The following is a 16,572-nucleotide window of genomic DNA, read 5'->3' as shown; positions in this document are numbered from 1 at the left end:
CATTGTGCCAGACCCTCGTCCCGGCAACGGCACCCACCCGGCCGCCCGACGCTCAGCGCCAGAGCGGCACCCACCCCGGCACCCAGTCCGGGACCCCCATGACGTGCAGCACGACGACCAGGACGCCGTAGACGAAGGCGGCGGTGGCCAGCGCGACGGCCACCCGCACCCACGCCCGCTGACGGCCCAGCCACTCGGTCCACGCCCGGACGTGCCGGCGGGTGAAGTGCAGCAGCCGCTCGGCCCAGGCGAACTCGGTGGCCAGCAGGAACAGGCCCGCGATGACCGTGAGCCAGCCGGGCCCGGGCAGCGGGATGGTGACCAGCCCGACCGCCACGACCAGCCCGCCGACGACCCCCACCACCAGCCGGTAGCCGTGGTCGAGGGGACGCCGGGCAGCCAGCCGCCGCCGCCAGTGCGTGCGCGCGACGCGCTCCCGCAGGCTGCGGTGGCCGTCGTCGCCGTGGCGGACACGCCGCGCGCCGGGAGCCCGGGTGCGGGCTTGCTCCGCGCCGGACGGGGTCACCGTCTCCGGACCGCTCAGCTGGGCACCTCCCCCGACGCCACGATCTCGGTCGGCTCCGGCGGAGCCTGCCGACCGGGCTCGAGACTCACCGCGTAGCCGGTGTAGGCGTCCAGCCCGGACGACCCGGAGCCTACGGTCCAGAGCGCGGGTTGCGGGGACGTGACGTCGAAGGTGCCCAGGGGCGCCGGCGAGCCCGCCCCGGTCCCCCACACGACGTAGGTCTGGTCCTGGACGTCGTTGGGCGCCAGGCCGTGGGCGACCACCTGCACCTGGTCGTCGCGGGCCACGACGGTCGCGACCGTCGTCCCCCCGGCCGCCATCGGCGCGATCGTCGCCTGGCCGGGGGTCAGCAGCGCGTCGACCAGCTCCGCCTGCTCCGCGGCGGTGGCCTGCGCCTCCTCGCGGGCCGAGCTGAGCACCACGTTCCAGGTGCCCAGGGCCAGGATCGCGGCGACCGCGGCCGCCGCGAGGGCGTGGGGCAGCACCCGGCGCCAACCGGCCTCGTCGTCCGCCGGGCCCAGCGGGAGCGAGACCCGGTGTGCACCCGACGCCGGGCGCTCGGGCCCGGGTGGGAGGACCGCGCCGCCCGCTGCGGAGGGCACCGGCGGCACCGGTGGATCCGTCCGCCGGCCGTCCCCCGCCGGCCGCGGCAGCTGCTCGGTCTCCTCCACGGCGGCCCGCAGCCGGTCGCGCAGCCGCTCCGGCGGCTCGGCGGGCGGCAGGTCGGCGGCGAGGGCGCCCATGACGTCGGTGGTCTCGGCCACCGTCCCCCGGCAGCGGGGGCAGGTGGGCAGGTGCGCGGCGAAGAGCTCCTCGTCCTCCGGCTCGAGGGCGTGCAGCGCCCAGCCGACGGCGAGCTCGTCGAACGACTCGTGGTCGCCGCGCCGCGGGTCCCGGGGCGCGTTCACCGGCTCGTCCCGTCGACCGGCGCGGACGCGCCCAGGGCGCCGGCGGGCGCCGCTCCGCCGAGCTCCTCGCGCAGCCGGCGCATCCCCGCCAGCATCCGCGTCTTCACCGTGCCCAGCGGCGTGCTGGTCAGCGCCGCGACCTCCCGCTGTGTGTAGCCCCCGTAGTAGGCGAGGGTGAGGGCCTCCCGCTGCGGAGCCGGCAACGCGCTCAGCGCCCCGCGCACCTGCTCGGACACCACCCGGCTCCACGCCTCGTCCTCGACGTCACGGGTCGACGTCGGGGTGGACAGGGCCAGGTCGTCCTCGGCCCGTGTCTGCCGGCGGCGGTGCGACTCCTCCCGGCGGACGGCGTCGACGGCCTTGTGGTGGACCATCGCCAGCAGCCACGAGGAGAACGAGCCGCGGGCGGCGTCGAACGCCCCCGGGTCGCGCCACACGCTGAGGAACACGTCCTGCAGCACGTCCTCGGCCAGGACGTCGTCGTTGAGGATCCGCCGGGCGAGCGCGAAGGCCGGGCGGCTGTACCTCTCGTAGAGCTCGTCGACGGCGCTCCGGTCGCCCGCGCGCAGGCGGAGGAGGAGGTCGGCGCCCGCGGGGCCGTCCCCGACGCGCCGTGCCGAACTGCTCACGAGCTCCATCGTCACACGCGGTCTTCGCAACAGGCAGGCGGCGCGGTTCAGGTGTGCCCGGAACGGGCACCCAGAGGAACGACACGCCCGGAGATCGTCCGGGCGTCACCTCGGTCAGGGAAGGTCGTTGTTCGAGACATGATCAACCGCGCCACGCCCGGGTACACCTGCCCGACGACGCTGCACCTCGTGGGTCCGCAGTCGTGGACGGAGGTCCCCGCGCTGCTCAGCTACGAGGTCAGCGACCCGTTCGCCGTGCGCATCACCTTCGGCGACAACGCCGAGGAGGACGGCATCTGCTGGCTCGTGGGCCGGGACCTCCTCCAGGCGGGCCTCGACCGGCCGGCGGGCGAGGGCGACGTCCGGCTGTGGCCGTCCCGGACCTCGGGCGACGTCCTCTTCCTGCACCTGCGCGCGCCCTCGGGCGAGGCGCTGTTCGAGGTCTCGCGCGGCACGGTCGCCGGCTTCCTGCAGTTGACCGCGAACGTGGTCCCCTTCGGCGAGGAGTCCTCGGTGCTCGAGGTGGACGGCGAACTGGCCGCCCTGCTGTCCAACGGCGGGGCGGACCCGACCGGTCGGTGACGACCGGGGGGACCCCCCGCGAACCCCTCTCCGGAGGTCGGGTATGGTTCTCCCTGCACGACAGCAACGCGGACGTGGCTCAGCTGGTAGAGCATCACCTTGCCAAGGTGAGGGTCGCGGGTTCGAATCCCGTCGTCCGCTCGGAACCTCGGGCGCTGGTCGCGAGACCGGCGCCCGTGTGCGGTGGAGTGGCCGAGAGGCGAGGCAACGGCCTGCAAAGCCGTCTACACGGGTTCAAATCCCGTCTCCACCTCGGCGCCGCCGAGCACGGTGGAGCGGATCGGGCGATTGGCTCAGTGGTAGAGCGCTACCTTGACACGGTAGAGGTCACTGGTTCGAACCCAGTATCGCCCACAGACACGAGAGGCCCGGGTCCGGTGGACCCGGGCCTCTCGCCATCTCGGGACGGCCCGTGCTGTCCGTCCCGCCGGCGCCGCCACGGTGCGGACTGCCGCATCGGGACTGCTCACGCGGGGAGGTCGGCACCGCCGGCGGCCGACTCCCGCGCCCGTTGCCGGGCCTGCCAGGCGGTGCTCCCGTACGCGAGCGCTGCGGCCGTGCGACAGAGGGGGAGCCACGGGTCGTCGTTCGAGATCCACTGCGGGACTGCCAGGACGGCGGAGAGCACGGCCAGCCCGACCCGGATGCGCGCGGTGTTGCGGACGCGCTCGGCGTCCCGGTTCAGCGGGACGGGCGCATCGGCGGGCGCGCGGCGAGTGTGCCCTCAGCCCAGGGCGGGTGCCACGCGCTCGGCCCAGAAGCGGTCGACCTGCGCCTCGAGCTCCTCGACGGTGCCGCTGTTGTCCAGCACGACGTCGGCCACGGCCCGGCGTTGCTCGTCGGTGGCCTGCGCGGCGATCCGCGCGCGGGCGTCGTCCTCGCACAACCCCCGCTCGACCAGCCGCCGCACGCGGGTGTCGAGGTCGGCCTCCACGACGAGGACCAGGTCGTAGGCGCCGGCCTGGCCGGTCTCCACGAGCAGTGGCACGTCCTGCACCACCACCGAGTCCGGCGGCGCGGCGGCGACCAGCTGGGTGGCGCGGGCCCGCACCAGCGGGTGCACGATGCCGTCCAGCCGGCGACGGGCGTCGGGGTCGGCGAAGACGATGGCGGCCAGCGCCGGGCGGTCGAGCGCACCCCCGGGGCCCAGGACCCCGGACCCGAACGCCGCGACGACGGCCTCGAGGCCCGGGCTGCCGGGCTCGACGACCTCCCGGGCGATGCGGTCGGCGTCCACGATCCGCGCGCCGCGGGCAGCCAGCAGCCCGGCCACGGTGCTCTTCCCCGATCCGATCCCGCCGGTCAGCCCGATCCGCAGCACGCACGGACAGTAGCCAGGGCGCGGGAGACGGTCACGGACGGGTAACACCCGCCCGCCGTGTCCGGCGCGTCGCTCCAGTCACACGCGCCCCATCGGCAACTCTCTCCTCGGCGATCTTCCCCGCCCCAGAGAGGCAGAACCGACCATGTCCCGTCCCGCGCACGCCGCCCCCTCGTCGACCCCCGCCGCCACCCGCCGCGGTCCCGGTCGGCACCGGCTCGACCGGCCGGCCGGCGTGCGGGCCACGGACCTGCCGATGGTCCGCGAGCGGCTGGAGCGCGCCGGCGCCGCCCGTCCGCGCAACGCCTTCATGCGCTGGCTGTCGGCCACCGCCCCGGCCGGCCGGCACACCTGGCAGTTCCTCGCCACCAGCGGCGGTCGTCCGCGCACCGCGTTCGCGATCATCCTCAGCCTCTGAAGGCGGGCCCCGCGACGGGGCCGCGCAGGCCGGGAGGCCCCGTGGACGTCGTCCCCGGGGCTCTCTTCGTCCCTCCACGGGGATGGGGGGGACGACCGAGGCCCGGAACCCCGCGGGGTCCCGGGCCTCGGCCTCAGGTGGTGCTGTTCAGCTGTGCGGAGCGGGGATCACTCGCCGCCGGCCAGCTTGGCCCGCAGCGCGGCGAGTGCCTCGTCGCTGGCGAGCGTCCCGCCGGAGGTGTCGCTGGTCTCGACCTCGCCGCCGCTGGAGTAGTTGCCACCGGCCGCGGCCTCGGCGTCGGCCTCCTTGGCCGCCGCGATCTGCTTGCGGTGCGCCTCGTAGCGGGCCTGGGCCTCGGCGTACTGCCGCTCCCAGGTCTCGCGGGCCTCCTCGTAGCCCTCGAGCCACTCGCCGGTCTCCGGGTCGAAGCCCTCGGGGTAGATGTAGTTGCCCTGCTCGTCGTACGAGGCGGCCATGCCGTAGGCGGCCGGGTCGAACTGCTCCTCGTCGCCGATGACGCCCTCGTTGGCCTGCTTGAGCGACAGCGAGATGCGGCGCCGGTCGAGGTCGATGTCGATGACCTTGACCAGGATCTCGTCGCCGACCTGCACGACCTGCTCGGGGATCTCCACGTGGCGCTCGGCCAGCTCGGAGATGTGCACCAGACCCTCGATGCCCTCGTCGACGCGGACGAACGCACCGAAGGGCACCAGCTTGGTGACCTTGCCGGGCACGACCTGGCCGATCTGGTGGGTCCGGGCGAACTGGCGCCACGGGTCCTCCTGCGTCGCCTTCAGCGACAGCGAGACCCGCTCACGGTCCAGGTCGACGTCGAGCACCTCGACGGTGACCTCCTGGCCGACCTCGACGACCTCGGACGGGTGGTCGATGTGCTTCCAGGACAGCTCGGAGACGTGCACCAGGCCGTCGACCCCACCCAGGTCCACGAACGCACCGAAGTTGACGATCGAGGAGACGACACCCGTGCGGACCTGGCCCTTGGCGAGCTTGTTGAGGAACTCGCTGCGGACCTCGGACTGGGTCTGCTCCAGCCACTGGCGACGGGAGAGGACGACGTTGTTGCGGTTCTTGTCGAGCTCGATGATCTTGGCCTCGAGCTCGCGGCCCACGTAGGGCTGCAGGTCGCGGACGCGACGCATCTCGACCAGCGAGGCGGGGAGGAACCCGCGCAGGCCGATGTCGAGGATGAGGCCACCCTTGACGACCTCGATGACGGTGCCGGTGACGACCTCGTCGGCTTCCTTCTTCGCCTCGATCGTGCCCCAGGCGCGCTCGTACTGGGCGCGCTTCTTGGACAGGATCAGGCGGCCTTCCTTGTCCTCCTTCTGGAGGACGAGGGCTTCCACCTCGTCGCCGACGCTGACGACCTCGTTGGGGTCGACGTCGTGCTTGATGGACAGCTCGCGCGAGGGGATGACGCCCTCGGTCTTGTAGCCGATGTCCAGCAGCACCTCGTCCCGGTCGACCTTGACGATGACGCCTTCGACGATGTCGCCGTCGTTGAAGTACTTGATCGTCTGGTCGATGGCCGCGAGGAAGTCCTCGGCGGTGCCGATGTCGTTGACGGCGACCTGGGGGGTGCTGTTAGGACGGACCTGGGTGGAGGTCATGTGGTCGAGTGCTCCGGACGGGGGATGCGTAGGGACAGGACGTCCCGCGGCCGGGTGACCGCGGGGAGCGGGGAGAGCCGGCGCGCGCCGTACCCCTTCACGGGTTCAGCACTGACAGACCTCTGGCGCATCCCCCATGGTACGGAGCCGGAGACCGGCCGGTCCACCTGGGTGCAGCACCGGGGAACGACCCGCGGCGTGTCACGATCGGCGTGTCATGGACACCCCGGCCGCGCCCCCGCCCGCCCTGCCCCTCGCCGACGACGGCTACCCGGCGCCGAGCGGGGTCGCCCGCCGGCCGGCAGGAGCGGCCGAGTCGGTCCGCGCCAACCGGCACTGGTGGGACGCCGCGGCGCCGGCCTACCTCGCCGAGCACGGCACCGACCTCGGGGACGTCGACTTCCTGTGGTGCCCGGAGGGCCTGCGCGAGGGCGAGGCGCGCCTGCTGGGGGACGTCGCCGGGCGCCGGGTGCTCGAGGTGGGCTGCGGGTCCGCGCCGTGTTCGCGGTGGTTGCGTCGCGAGGGGGCGGACGTCGTCGGGCTCGACCTCTCCGGCGGGATGCTGGCCCGCGCCGCCCAGCTCAACCGCGCCACGGGCATCGCCGTCCCCCTGGTGCAGGCCGACGTCGGGGCGCTGCCGCTGGCCGCGGCCAGCGTGGACCTGGCGTGCTCGGCGTTCGGCGGGCTGCCGTTCGTCGCCGACGTCGAGGGCGCGCTGGCCGAGGTGGCGCGGGTGCTGCGGCCCGGCGGGCGGTTCGTCGCCTCGGTGAACCACCCGTTCCGTTGGCCGCTGCCGGACTCCCCCGACCCCGAGGACCTGCGGGTTGTGTCCTCCTACTTCGACCGGACGCCCTACGTGGAGACCGACGAGGACGGCGTGGCGGTCTACGTCGAGCACCACCGCACCGTCGGCGACTGGGTGCGCGCCGTCGCGGGGGCGGGGCTGGTCCTCGACGACCTGCTCGAGCCGGAGTGGACGCCGGGTCGCACCCAGGAGTGGGGCCAGTGGTCGCCTGCCCGCGGCGCGCTGGTCCCCGGGACGCTGATCCTGGTCTGTCTCAAGCCCGACTGAGGACGGGACGGCCCGGATGCAGGGGCCGGCGCCGAGCCTGCGAGGCGTGGGGGCATCGGGATCCTTCGTCCGGTCCGCGTCGTCGACGTCGCCGCGGAACGCCTCGTCGAGCAGCGCGCGGACCGCGGCGGGGGTCTGCGCCGGCACGTGTGCGGTGTGCAGCAGCTCGACGACGACCACCCGGGATCCTCGCAGCCCGACCCTCGACCTCAGGCCGAGCGTCAGACCCGAACGCCCTCCTGCCCGTCGTGGCGACACCGCGAGCCCGGCCGGGGACGGCACCCGGCAGGGTGCACCGGTCGCGGGGGCCCGCAGGGTCCCAACCGGGACACGGGAGGGGCTCCACGCAGCCGGGGGACGGCACCCGGCCGCGGTGCGGTCCGGTAGGACCGCGATCAGCTCAGTGGGCGGCCTCGTTCCAGGTCCGGCCGAAGCCCACCGAGACCTCCAGCGGGACCGAGAGCTGCGTGGCACCGGCCATCTCCCGGCGCACCAGCGTCTCCAGCGCCTCCCGCTCCCCCGGCGCCACCTCGAGCACGAGCTCGTCGTGCACCTGCAGCAGCATCCGCGAGCGCAGGCCCTGGGTCGCGATCGCCTGCTCCACCCGCAGCATGGCCACCTTGATGACGTCGGCCGCCGAGCCCTGGATGGGGGCGTTGAGCGCCATCCGCTCGGCCATCTGCCGACGCTGGCCGTTGTCACTGGTCAGGTCGGGCAGGTACCGCCGGCGGCCCAGCGTCGTCTCGGTGTAGCCGGTCTGCCGGGCGTCGTCGACGACGCCGTCGAGGTACTCCCGGATGCCGCCGAACCGCTCGAAGTAGGCCTGCATCTGCTCGCGCGCCTCCTCGGTGGAGATGCGCAGCTGCGAGGCGAGCCCATAGGCGGACAGCCCGTACGCCAGGCCGTAGCTCATCGCCTTGATCCGGCGGCGCATCTCGGGGTCGACGTCCTCGATCGGGATGTTGAACGCCCGCGAGGCGACGAAGGAGTGCAGGTCCTCCCCCGAGGTGAAGGCCTCGATGAGCCCCTCGTCGCCGGACAGGTGCGCCATGATCCGCATCTCGATCTGGCTGTAGTCCGCCGTCATCAGCGACTCGTAGCCGGAGCCGACGACGAACGCCTGCCGGATCCGCCGGCCCTCCGCGGTGCGGATCGGGATGTTCTGCAGGTTCGGGTCGGTCGAGGAGAGCCGGCCGGTGGCGGCGATCGTCTGCTGGAACGTCGTGTGGATGCGCCCCACGTCGTCGACCATCGGGATGAGGCCGTCGATGACGGTGCGCAGCCGGGTGACGTCCCGGTGGCGGAGCAGGTGCTCGAGGAACGGGTGACCGGTCTGCGCGAGCAGGGAGGTCAGCGCCTCGGCGTCGGTCGTGTAGCCGGACTTGATCTTCTTGGTCTTCGGCAGGCCGAGCTCCTCGAACAGGACCGCCTGCAGCTGCTTGGGCGAGCCCAGGTTCACCTCGCGGCCGATCACCGCGTAGCACTCGGCGGCTGCCGCGGCGACGCCCTCGGCGAACTCGCGCTGCAGCTCCTGCAGGAACTCCAGGTCCGCGGCGATGCCGCGCTCCTCCATGTGGGCGAGCACGAAGGTCAGCGGCAGCTCGATCTGGCCGAGCAGGTGGTCCCCACCGCGCTGACCCAGCACGGACTCCAGCGCGTCGGAGAGGTCGTTGACGGCGACGGCCTTGAGGACGTCGGCGTGCGCGGCCTCGCGGGCGAGGTCCTGCTCCGACGGGCCCAGCCCGTCGAGCGTCAGCTGGGCCTCCTCGGCGGCGGAGTCCTTGAGCTCTCGGCGCAGATAGCGGACGGCGAGGTCGCCCAGGTCGAACGACCGCTGCCCCGGCAGGGCGAGGTAGGCGGCCAGCGCGGTGTCGCTGACCACGCCGGCGAGGTCCCAGCCGCGCGCCCAGACGGCCAGCAGCGGGCCCTTGACCTCGTGCACGACCTTCTCGGCTGCCGGGTCGGCGAGCCAGGCGGCCAGCGCCTGCTCGTCGGCGGCGTCCAGGCCGGGGCCCAGGTCGACGAAGGTGGCGTGGTCGTCGGCGGCGGCCAGCGCGAGGCCGGTCAGCTCGCCGGTGCCCCGGCCCCAGGTGCCCCGGAAGATCAGCCCGGTGCGGCTGGTCCGCGCGTGCTGCTCCAGCCAGGCGCCCAGACCGCCTGCGGGCACCTCGTCCTCGGTGACGTCGAAGCCGCCCTCGGCCTCCGGCTCGGCGCTGGTCAGCGTGGCGAACAGCCGGTCCCGCAGGACCCGGAACTGCAGGTTGTCGAAGAGGGTGTGCACCTCGTTGCGGTCCCACGGGCGGACGGCGAGGTCGGCCGGCCCCACCTCCAACGGCACGGCCCGGTCCAGCTCGGTCAGCCGCCGGTTCTGCAGCACGGAGGACAGGTGCTCGCGCAGCTTCTCGCCGACCTTGCCCTTGACCGTGTCGACCCGGTCGACCAGGGCGTCGAGCGACCCGTACTCGCGGACCCACTTGGCCGCGGTCTTCTCCCCCACGCTCGGGATGCTCGGCAGGTTGTCGCTGGGGTCGCCACGCAGCGCCGCGAAGTCGGGGTACTGCGCCGGCGTCAGGTTGTACTTGGCCTCGACCTCCTCCGGGGTGAACCGGGTGAGGTCGGAGACGCCCTTGCGGGGGTAGAGCACGGTGACGTGCTCGTTGACCAGTTGCAGGGCGTCGCGGTCGCCGGTGCAGATGAGCACGTCCATGCCCTGCTCGACGGCTTTCACGGTCAGGGTGGCGATGACGTCGTCGGCCTCGTAGCCCTCGGCGGTGATGACCGGGATGTGCAGTGCGGCCAGCACCTCCTGGATCAGGCTGACCTGGCCGCGGAAGTCGGTCGGGCTCTCGCTGCGGTTGGCCTTGTACTCGGCGTAGATCTCGCTGCGGAACGTCTTGCGCCCGACGTCGAAGGCGACCGCCACGTGGGTGGGCTGCTCGTCCCGCAGCACGTTGATCAGCATCGAGGTGAAGCCGTAGACGGCGTTCGTCGGCTGCCCGGTCGTCGTGGAGAAGTTCTCGACGGGCAGGGCGAAGAAGGCGCGGTAGGCCAGGGAGTGGCCGTCGAGGAGCAGCAGCCGCGGACGCGTCCGCTCAGCGGCGGGGGCGGCGGGGCTGGACGCGGGGGCGGAAACCGGAGCGGACATCGCCGCCGATCCTAGGTGCGCCCACCGACGACGCCTGGCCGACGAGCCCAGGAGGGCCCCGCTGCCCCACGGCCCCCTGCCGGGTCCCGCCGCCGGCCCTGTCCGGAGGCTCGCCCGAGCCTGCGAGGGGTGAGGAGGACGGGGTCCTCCCACGGTGGGGGGCAGGGGGTCCCTCGACCTGCAGCGAGTCCGTCGCGGGAGCGCTGGCTACGGTGCGGGGGTGACCGCCGACCGCCCCGACTGGCTCGACGCCGGGCAGACGAGCCCGCTGGACGACAAGCTCGGTATCCGCCTCACCGACTTCGACCCCGACCACGTGGTCGCGACGATGCCGGTCGAGGGCAACCAGCAGCCGTTCGGGCTGCTGCACGGCGGGGCCACCTGCTCGCTGGTCGAGACGGTCGGCTCCTGGGCCGCGGCGCTCGGGGCCGGTCCCGGCCGACAGGCGGTCGGGGTTGAGCTCAACGTCAGCTACCTGCGGGCGGCCACCGAGGGGGTCGTCACCGCCGTCGCGACGCCGGTCCGCCGCGGTCGGACGCTGGCCACCTTCACCATCGAGGTCACCGACGAGCAGGGCCGCGTGACCGCCACCGCCCGGCTCACCTGCATGCTGCTGGCTGCTTAGGCCCGACCCTCGGCGACGTCCGGCAGCGACACCAGGCGGGCCGGCGGACGACGGCGCACCGGCGCACGGCGCGGCACCGGAACGGTGACACCGCCGCGCTGCCAGGCCGCGAGCGTCCGCGCGAGCGTCTCCCGCGGCACGATCCGCCGGGTGGTCAGCGGCGCGAAGCCCATCCGCGCGAAGAACCGCTGCCGCTCGGCCTCGTGCCCGCCGACGGCCCCGACGACGTGCGCGGCGCCGACCTGCGACGCGTACACCACGGCGGCGGCGAGCAGCGCCGCACCGGCGCCGCACCGGCGGTGGTCGCGGTGGACGACGAGATTGTCGACCGTGACCTGGGGGACGCCGAGGACCACCGACAGCGGGTCGACCCCCAGGACAGCCAGCCCGACGGCGAGTTCGCCGCCGCGCTCGCCGCCGTCCGGCGCGTTCGGGCCGGGCAGCACCGCGAGCACCACCTGGTGCGCCGGGTCGGCGAGCAGCCGGCGGAAGCCGGCCGCGGCCGCCGCCCCGGGGGTCTGACCGGTCAGCACCCCCTCGGCGTGGGCCTCGGCGCGGTGCTGGCGCACCAGGGTGAGCACGGCGGGCAGGTCGGCGGGACGCGCGGCGCGCGTCGTGACGCGGGACCGGGAACCGGGAACTGACACGGGGGCCTCCCTGGACGGTGGCCGGAGCCTGCACCCGCCGGCCCCCGTGATCACGACGGCGCGCCGCCCGTGGGACGGACGTGACGGGTGCGGCGTGTCGCGGACAGGTAACAGCTGGGCCGCGGGGACGTCGAACCGCAACACCGCTGGGTTACCGTCCCCCGTCATGCACACAGCCAGGGAGGTCGAGTGACGCACGCACCAGGCCGGGTGCCGGGACGCGGTGCACCCGGGGGACCCGCCCCCACGGGGCGCCGGTCCGCACCGGGATCCCGGACGTCCGGTGGCCGGATGCTGCTCCGCCTGCTCCTGCTGACCCTCCTCGGCGGCCTCGCCCTGACGCTGGCTCCCGGTACGGCGTCCGCGCAGACCGAGGAGCCCGCGGCCACCGAGCAGGTGTCGGGCACCCTGCGGACCAACCTCAGCGGGCCCATCGAGGGCGTCGAGGTCGTCGTCACCACCGCCGACGGCGGCGAGGTGGACACCGTGGAGACCGACGAGAACGGCCAGTGGGCCGTCCCGCTGCCCGGTCCGGGCCAGTACACGGTCACCATCGACGCCGAGGACCTGCCCGAGGGCGTGGTGCTCACCGGCGAGGACAGCCGCACGGTCGCCGTCGACGCGGGTCGCAACCAGGGCGTCATCATCGCGCTCAGCGACGGCAGCCGGGAGGCCGGCGGCGGCACGGTCCGCTGGATCCAGCTGCTGGTCGAGGGCCTGCGGTTCGGCCTGCTCATCGCCATGGCGGCGGTCGGCCTCTCGCTGATCTTCGGCACCACAGGGCTGACCAACTTCGCGCACGGGGAGCTGGTGACCATCGGCGCGATCGCCGCGTGGTTCATCAACGTGGAGGGCGGCGTGCCGCTCATCCCGGCCGCCCTGATCGCCATGGTCATCGGCGCGGGCGTCGGGGCGCTCAACGAGCTGGCCCTCTGGCGGCCACTGCGCCGGCGCGGCACGGGCCTGGTCGCGGCGCTGGTCATCTCGATCGGCCTGTCGCTGCTGCTGCGCTACCTGTACCAGATCATCTTCGGCGGCGGCTCGGAGGCCTACGCCGACTACCGCGGTCAGCGGGCGGTGAACTACGGCGCGTTCACCATGACCAACGCCGACCTGTCCTCGATCGTCATCGCGCTGGTCGTCCTGCTGCTCGTGGCGGTCATGCTGCAGCGCACCAAGATCGGCAAGGCGATGCGGGCGGTCGCCGACAACCGCGACCTCGCGGCGTCCTCGGGCATCAACGTCAACCGGGTGATCCTGGTCGTCTGGATGATGGGCGGCGCGCTCGCGGCCCTCGGCGGCGTCCTGCTGGGCCTGTCCGACGAGGTGCAGTGGGACATGGGCTTCCGCCTTCTGCTGCTCATGTTCGCCGGGGTCACCCTCGGCGGTCTCGGCACCGCCTACGGCGCCCTGGTGGGCAGCATCGTGGTGGGTGTCTTCGTGCAGATGTCGACGCTGGTCATCCCGAACGACGTCAAGTACGTCGGCGGACTGCTCCTGCTGATCGTCATCCTGATCGTGCGGCCGCAGGGCATCCTCGGCAGCCGGGTGAGGGTGGGCTGAACGATGGGTGAGCTGATCGACGCGCTGGCCGTCGCGCTCAAGGCCGGCCTGGGCTTCCAGGCCATCTTCCTGGCGCTGCTCGCCATCGGGATCAACGTGCAGTTCGGCTACACCGGGCTGCTGAACTTCGGGCAGATCGCGTTCGCGATGCTCGGCGGTTACGGCATCGCCATCTCGGTGAGCCAGTGGGGACTGAACTTCTGGGTGGGCGTGGCCGTCGGCATCCTCGCGGCCGTCGTCCTCGCGCTGCTGCTGGGTCTGCCGACCCTGCGGCTGCGCGCCGACTACCTGGCCATCGCCACCATCGCGGCGGCCGAGGGACTGCGGCTGCTGTTTCGCTCGGTGTCGGCCACCCCGGTCACCAACGGCACCCGCGGTCTGTCCGGCTTCAACGCCGACTTCGTGGCGCTGGCGCCGTGGGACACCTCGCGCCGCTACCCGATCCTCGGCACCCGGTGGAGCGGCGCGGAGCTGTGGGTGACGACGGTCGGCTGGCTCCTCGTCGCGCTGTCCTGCGTGCTGATCTGGCTGCTGGTGCGCAGCCCGTGGGGCCGGGTGGTGAAGTCCATCCGCGAGGACGAGGACGCCGTGCGCGCGCTCGGCAAGAACGTCTACGTCTACAAGATGCAGGCCCTCGTCCTCGGCGGTGTGCTCGGCGCCCTCGGCGGCATGGTCTACGCGCTCGGCACCGCGTCGGCCAACCCCGACCAGTACCAGAACGCCAACACGTTCCTGGCCTACGCCGCCCTCATCCTCGGCGGCGCGGCCCGCGTCCTCGGCCCGGTCGTCGGCTCGATGCTGATGTTCTTCATCATCCAGTTCGCCGACACCGGCCTGCGTACGCTGATCGACAACGGGGTGATCCCCGAGGACCTGCTCTCGGCGACCGACGTGGCTCAGATCCGGTTCGTGCTCATCGGGCTCGGACTCATGCTGCTGCTGGTCTTCCGACCACAGGGCATCTTCGGTGACCGACGAGAGGTGATGCTCGATGCCCGCTGACCCGACTCCCGGCCAGTCGGCCTCGCACGGCGCGACCGCCTCCGGCGCGACGGCCTCCTCCGGCGCGGCCCGGGGCGCCTCCGGCCCGGAGCAGGCCTGGCGGACGGGTGACGCGCCCCGCCGGGTGGCCCAGGCGGCGCTCAAGGACCTCCCGTGGGAGGTCGGGGTGGCCAAGCCCGACCCGGCCATCGTCGTCGACGGAGTCACCCGCACGTTCGGCGGCCTCACCGCGGTGTCGGTGGACCACCTGGAGGTGCAGCGCGGCGGCATCACGGGGCTGATCGGGCCCAACGGCGCCGGCAAGACCACGCTGTTCAACCTGCTGACCGGCTTCGACCAGCCCAACACCGGCTCGTGGTCCTTCGACGGCCGCCCGCTGGGCAAGCTGGCGCCGCACCAGGTGGCCCGGCTGGGCGTCGTCCGCACCTTCCAGCTCACCAAGGCGCTGTCCCGGCTCACCGTGCTGCAGAACATGCTGCTCGGCGCACAGGGGCAGAAGGGCGAGAGCTTCCTGCGCGCCCTGGTGCCGGGCATCTGGCGCGGTCAGGAGCGGGCCAACACCGAGAAGGCGATGGAGCTGCTCACCCGGTTCAAGCTGGACCGGAAGAAGGACGACTTCGCAGGCACGCTCTCGGGCGGCCAGCGCAAGCTGCTCGAGATGGCCCGCGCGCTCATGAGCGACCCGAAGGTCGTCATGCTCGACGAGCCGATGGCCGGGGTGAACCCCGCGCTGACGCAGAGCCTCCTCGGCCACGTCAAGGACCTCCGTGAGGAGGGCATGACGGTGATCTTCGTCGAGCACGACATGGACGTCGTCCGGGACATCAGCGACTGGGTCGTGGTCATGGCCGCGGGCAAGGTCATCGCGGAAGGTCCGCCGGAGTCGATCAGCCAGAACCAGGCGGTCGTCGACGCCTACCTCGGCGCGCACCACGATGCCCCGCTCACGGTCGAGGAGGAGGACCGCGTCCTCGCCGAGGCCCAGGCGGAGATCGCCCGCGAGGAGAACGCCGAAGGCGACGTCATCGGCTCCGACACCCGACGCGAGGAGGACCGATGAGCACCATGGACGACCCGGCCATGGAGGACCCGATGTTCCAGGTCGGGCACTCCGAGGGCGGCACCCCCGACGAGCGGGCGATCGCCGGGGAGCTGTCCCGGGCCGAGCTGGCCGCCACCCGGGAAGAGCACGTGCGGCTGGCCGACGGCGCCCTGGTGCGGGCCGACGAGCTGATCGCCGGATACGTGCCGGGTGTCAACATCCTCAACGGCTGCGACTTCTACCTGCAGGACGGCGAGCTGGTCGGCATCATCGGCCCGAACGGAGCCGGCAAGTCCACGCTGCTCAAGACGCTGTTCGGGCTCATCCCGGTGCGCTCGGGCACGGTGACGCTGCGCGGGGAGGACATCACCTCCGCCCCGGCCCACCGGCTGGTCTCCCTCGGCGTCGGCTACGTGCCGCAGAACAACAACGTGTTCCCCTCCCTCACCATCGAGGAGAACATGCAGATGGGCGCCTACCTGCGGCCGAAGGTCTTCCGCGAGCGCTTCGACTACGTGGCCGACCTGTTCCCGCTGCTCGGGGAACGCCGCAGGATCAAGGCCGGGTCGCTGTCGGGCGGCGAGCGGCAGATGGTGGCCATGGGCCGGGCGCTCATGATGGAGCCGTCCGTCCTGCTGCTCGACGAGCCGTCGGCCGGTCTCTCCCCCGCCTACCAGGACGAGGTCTTCATCCGCTGCCGGCGGATCAACGCGACCGGCGTCTCGATCATCATGGTGGAGCAGAACGCCCGCCGGTGCCTGCAGATCTGCGACCGGGGCTACGTCCTCGACCAGGGCCGCAACGCCTACACCGACACCGGTGAGGCCCTGATGCACGACCCCAAGGTCATCGAGCTCTACCTGGGGACGCTGGCCAAGGCGCACTAGAGAGGACCACCCTTCCCCCACACCTCGCACGCTCGGCGCGGGTCCCTGAAGGGCGGCCGTTCCCGCACGTCACCCCGATGGCGCCGGTCCCCTGTGGGGCCGGCGCCGTCGTGCTGGGTAGGCAGACGGCGTGAACTGGACCTGGGAACTGCGGTCCCGCGACGGCGGGATGAACGGGCTGGAGTTCGCCCGCTGCACGACGGCGAGCGGCTTCTCCCGCGTGCTGGTGCACGCCGCACCCGCGCAGCTGGAGCTGACGGTGGTGGCCGACGACGACACGGTGGTGCTGCGGGGCGACGCGGACCGCGACGGCGCCTACTCCCCCATCACGCTGCTCGAGCTCGACGGTGGCGGGGTGCGCCGCACCGAGGTCTGGCCCGGACCCGAGCTGCACGGGCTGCCGGTGCTGCTGCCCGGCGGTGAGGTCGGCGTCCTGACGGCCTGGGAGCACGCCCCTGATCGCAGCTGGTGGCGCTGGTCGGTGGAGTTCTCCAACCACCGCGGCCGGCCCGCCGACTGGGCGCCCGAGGGCCAGCACCTGCAGCGCTGACCCCGCGGACGACGACGGCCCGGC

General features: G+C 73.3%; 16 protein-coding genes and 3 tRNA genes. 12 read left to right on the top strand and 7 right to left on the bottom strand.

Annotated features, from left to right (window positions below; genetic code table 11):
- Window positions 1-52 precede the first annotated feature (52 nt).
- The 3 genes from ACI78Z_RS02400 to ACI78Z_RS02390 are packed head-to-tail and all read right to left on the bottom strand — an operon-like array spanning window position 53 to window position 2,072.
- On the bottom strand, window positions 53-526 hold the full coding sequence (locus ACI78Z_RS02400) for a TIGR02611 family protein (RefSeq protein ID WP_457034918.1): 474 nt from the start codon (window positions 524-526) through the stop codon (window positions 53-55).
- 14 nt (window positions 527-540) lie between these two features.
- The gene (locus ACI78Z_RS02395; RefSeq protein WP_457034917.1) at window positions 541-1,434 is read right to left on the bottom strand and encodes an anti-sigma factor; all 894 of its coding nucleotides are present in this window, start codon (window positions 1,432-1,434) and stop codon (window positions 541-543) included.
- Complete coding sequence (locus tag ACI78Z_RS02390; protein ID WP_457034976.1) at window positions 1,431-2,072, bottom strand: sigma-70 family RNA polymerase sigma factor; 642 nt, start codon at window positions 2,070-2,072, stop codon at window positions 1,431-1,433. Before ACI78Z_RS02390 ends, ACI78Z_RS02395 begins: the two co-directional genes overlap by 4 nt.
- Before the next feature lie 129 nt (window positions 2,073-2,201).
- Between ACI78Z_RS02390 and ACI78Z_RS02385 the strand changes: the two genes are divergently transcribed.
- From ACI78Z_RS02385 to ACI78Z_RS02370, 4 genes are all read left to right on the top strand, one after another.
- Complete coding sequence (locus ACI78Z_RS02385) at window positions 2,202-2,645, top strand: SsgA family sporulation/cell division regulator (protein WP_457034916.1); 444 nt, start codon at window positions 2,202-2,204, stop codon at window positions 2,643-2,645.
- Window positions 2,646-2,713: 68 nt separating this feature from the next.
- A tRNA-Gly gene (locus ACI78Z_RS02380) sits at window positions 2,714-2,786 on the top strand.
- A gap of 41 nt (window positions 2,787-2,827) precedes the next feature.
- Window positions 2,828-2,898: transfer RNA gene (locus tag ACI78Z_RS02375), tRNA-Cys, on the top strand.
- Between the two features lie 29 nt (window positions 2,899-2,927).
- A tRNA-Val gene (locus ACI78Z_RS02370) sits at window positions 2,928-2,999 on the top strand.
- A gap of 370 nt (window positions 3,000-3,369) precedes the next feature.
- Here ACI78Z_RS02370 and coaE read toward each other — a convergent pair.
- Complete coding sequence (gene coaE / locus ACI78Z_RS02365) at window positions 3,370-3,966, bottom strand: dephospho-CoA kinase (protein WP_457034915.1); 597 nt, start codon at window positions 3,964-3,966, stop codon at window positions 3,370-3,372.
- Between the two features lie 145 nt (window positions 3,967-4,111).
- Here coaE and ACI78Z_RS02360 point away from each other — a divergent pair, with 145 nt between their 5' ends.
- Window positions 4,112-4,384: a hypothetical protein gene (locus ACI78Z_RS02360; protein ID WP_457034914.1), complete on the top strand. Its 273-nt coding sequence runs from the start codon at window positions 4,112-4,114 to the stop codon at window positions 4,382-4,384.
- A gap of 167 nt (window positions 4,385-4,551) precedes the next feature.
- On the opposite strand, the gene rpsA is transcribed toward ACI78Z_RS02360, so the two are convergent.
- Window positions 4,552-6,015 (bottom strand): 30S ribosomal protein S1, encoded by a 1,464-nt coding sequence (rpsA, locus tag ACI78Z_RS02355; protein WP_457034913.1) that lies wholly within the window; start codon window positions 6,013-6,015, stop codon window positions 4,552-4,554.
- A gap of 217 nt (window positions 6,016-6,232) precedes the next feature.
- Here rpsA and ACI78Z_RS02350 point away from each other — a divergent pair, with 217 nt between their 5' ends.
- A complete protein-coding gene (locus tag ACI78Z_RS02350) occupies window positions 6,233-7,087 on the top strand; it encodes a class I SAM-dependent methyltransferase (RefSeq protein WP_457034912.1) in 855 nt (284 codons plus the stop codon).
- 400 nt (window positions 7,088-7,487) lie between these two features.
- On the opposite strand, the gene polA is transcribed toward ACI78Z_RS02350, so the two are convergent.
- Window positions 7,488-10,232 (bottom strand): DNA polymerase I, encoded by a 2,745-nt coding sequence (polA, locus tag ACI78Z_RS02345; protein ID WP_457034911.1) that lies wholly within the window; start codon window positions 10,230-10,232, stop codon window positions 7,488-7,490.
- Between the two features lie 220 nt (window positions 10,233-10,452).
- Here polA and ACI78Z_RS02340 point away from each other — a divergent pair, with 220 nt between their 5' ends.
- Complete coding sequence (locus tag ACI78Z_RS02340; protein ID WP_457034910.1) at window positions 10,453-10,857, top strand: PaaI family thioesterase; 405 nt, start codon at window positions 10,453-10,455, stop codon at window positions 10,855-10,857.
- On the opposite strand, the gene ACI78Z_RS02335 is transcribed toward ACI78Z_RS02340, so the two are convergent.
- Complete coding sequence (locus ACI78Z_RS02335) at window positions 10,854-11,504, bottom strand: GNAT family N-acetyltransferase (RefSeq protein WP_457034909.1); 651 nt, start codon at window positions 11,502-11,504, stop codon at window positions 10,854-10,856. The genes ACI78Z_RS02340 and ACI78Z_RS02335 overlap by 4 nt on opposite strands.
- Window positions 11,505-11,795: 291 nt before the next feature.
- Between ACI78Z_RS02335 and ACI78Z_RS02330 the strand changes: the two genes are divergently transcribed.
- The 5 genes from ACI78Z_RS02330 (at window position 11,796) to ACI78Z_RS02310 (ending at window position 16,548) form a co-directional block, all read left to right on the top strand.
- A complete protein-coding gene (locus ACI78Z_RS02330) occupies window positions 11,796-13,067 on the top strand; it encodes a branched-chain amino acid ABC transporter permease (RefSeq protein ID WP_457034908.1) in 1,272 nt (423 codons plus the stop codon).
- A gap of 3 nt (window positions 13,068-13,070) precedes the next feature.
- Window positions 13,071-14,069, top strand: a complete 999-nt coding sequence (locus ACI78Z_RS02325) for a branched-chain amino acid ABC transporter permease (protein ID WP_457034907.1) — start codon at window positions 13,071-13,073, stop codon at window positions 14,067-14,069.
- Window positions 14,059-15,129, top strand: coding sequence for an ABC transporter ATP-binding protein (locus ACI78Z_RS02320; RefSeq protein ID WP_457034906.1), 1,071 nt, complete (start codon window positions 14,059-14,061; stop codon window positions 15,127-15,129). The genes ACI78Z_RS02325 and ACI78Z_RS02320 overlap by 11 nt, the downstream gene beginning before the upstream one ends.
- A complete protein-coding gene (locus ACI78Z_RS02315) occupies window positions 15,126-15,998 on the top strand; it encodes an ABC transporter ATP-binding protein (RefSeq protein ID WP_457034905.1) in 873 nt (290 codons plus the stop codon). The genes ACI78Z_RS02320 and ACI78Z_RS02315 overlap by 4 nt, the downstream gene beginning before the upstream one ends.
- A gap of 130 nt (window positions 15,999-16,128) precedes the next feature.
- Complete coding sequence (locus ACI78Z_RS02310; RefSeq protein WP_457034904.1) at window positions 16,129-16,548, top strand: DUF7712 family protein; 420 nt, start codon at window positions 16,129-16,131, stop codon at window positions 16,546-16,548.
- Window positions 16,549-16,572: the final 24 nt, after the last annotated feature.

The organism is Geodermatophilus sp. SYSU D01176, from assembly GCF_054050015.1.
The sequence above is the reverse complement of the archived record's forward strand: the minus strand, read 5'-3'. Positions and strand labels throughout refer to the sequence as shown.

What these genes read in the sequence shown, in the direction of transcription:
- ACI78Z_RS02390 (WP_457034976.1), bottom strand. Translation starts at nt 2,072, where the DNA reads ATGGAGCTCGTGAGCAGTTCGGCACGGCGCGTCGGGGACGGCCCCGCG.
- polA (WP_457034911.1), bottom strand. Translation starts at nt 10,232, where the DNA reads ATGTCCGCTCCGGTTTCCGCCCCCGCGTCCAGCCCCGCCGCCCCCGCC.
- ACI78Z_RS02330 (WP_457034908.1), top strand. Translation starts at nt 11,796, where the DNA reads ATGCTGCTCCGCCTGCTCCTGCTGACCCTCCTCGGCGGCCTCGCCCTG.
- ACI78Z_RS02385 (WP_457034916.1), top strand. Translation starts at nt 2,202, where the DNA reads ATGATCAACCGCGCCACGCCCGGGTACACCTGCCCGACGACGCTGCAC.
- rpsA (WP_457034913.1), bottom strand. Translation starts at nt 6,015, where the DNA reads ATGACCTCCACCCAGGTCCGTCCTAACAGCACCCCCCAGGTCGCCGTC.
- ACI78Z_RS02315 (WP_457034905.1), top strand. Translation starts at nt 15,126, where the DNA reads ATGAGCACCATGGACGACCCGGCCATGGAGGACCCGATGTTCCAGGTC.
- ACI78Z_RS02325 (WP_457034907.1), top strand. Translation starts at nt 13,071, where the DNA reads ATGGGTGAGCTGATCGACGCGCTGGCCGTCGCGCTCAAGGCCGGCCTG.
- ACI78Z_RS02350 (WP_457034912.1), top strand. Translation starts at nt 6,233, where the DNA reads ATGGACACCCCGGCCGCGCCCCCGCCCGCCCTGCCCCTCGCCGACGAC.
- ACI78Z_RS02320 (WP_457034906.1), top strand. Translation starts at nt 14,059, where the DNA reads ATGCCCGCTGACCCGACTCCCGGCCAGTCGGCCTCGCACGGCGCGACC.
- ACI78Z_RS02360 (WP_457034914.1), top strand. Translation starts at nt 4,112, where the DNA reads ATGTCCCGTCCCGCGCACGCCGCCCCCTCGTCGACCCCCGCCGCCACC.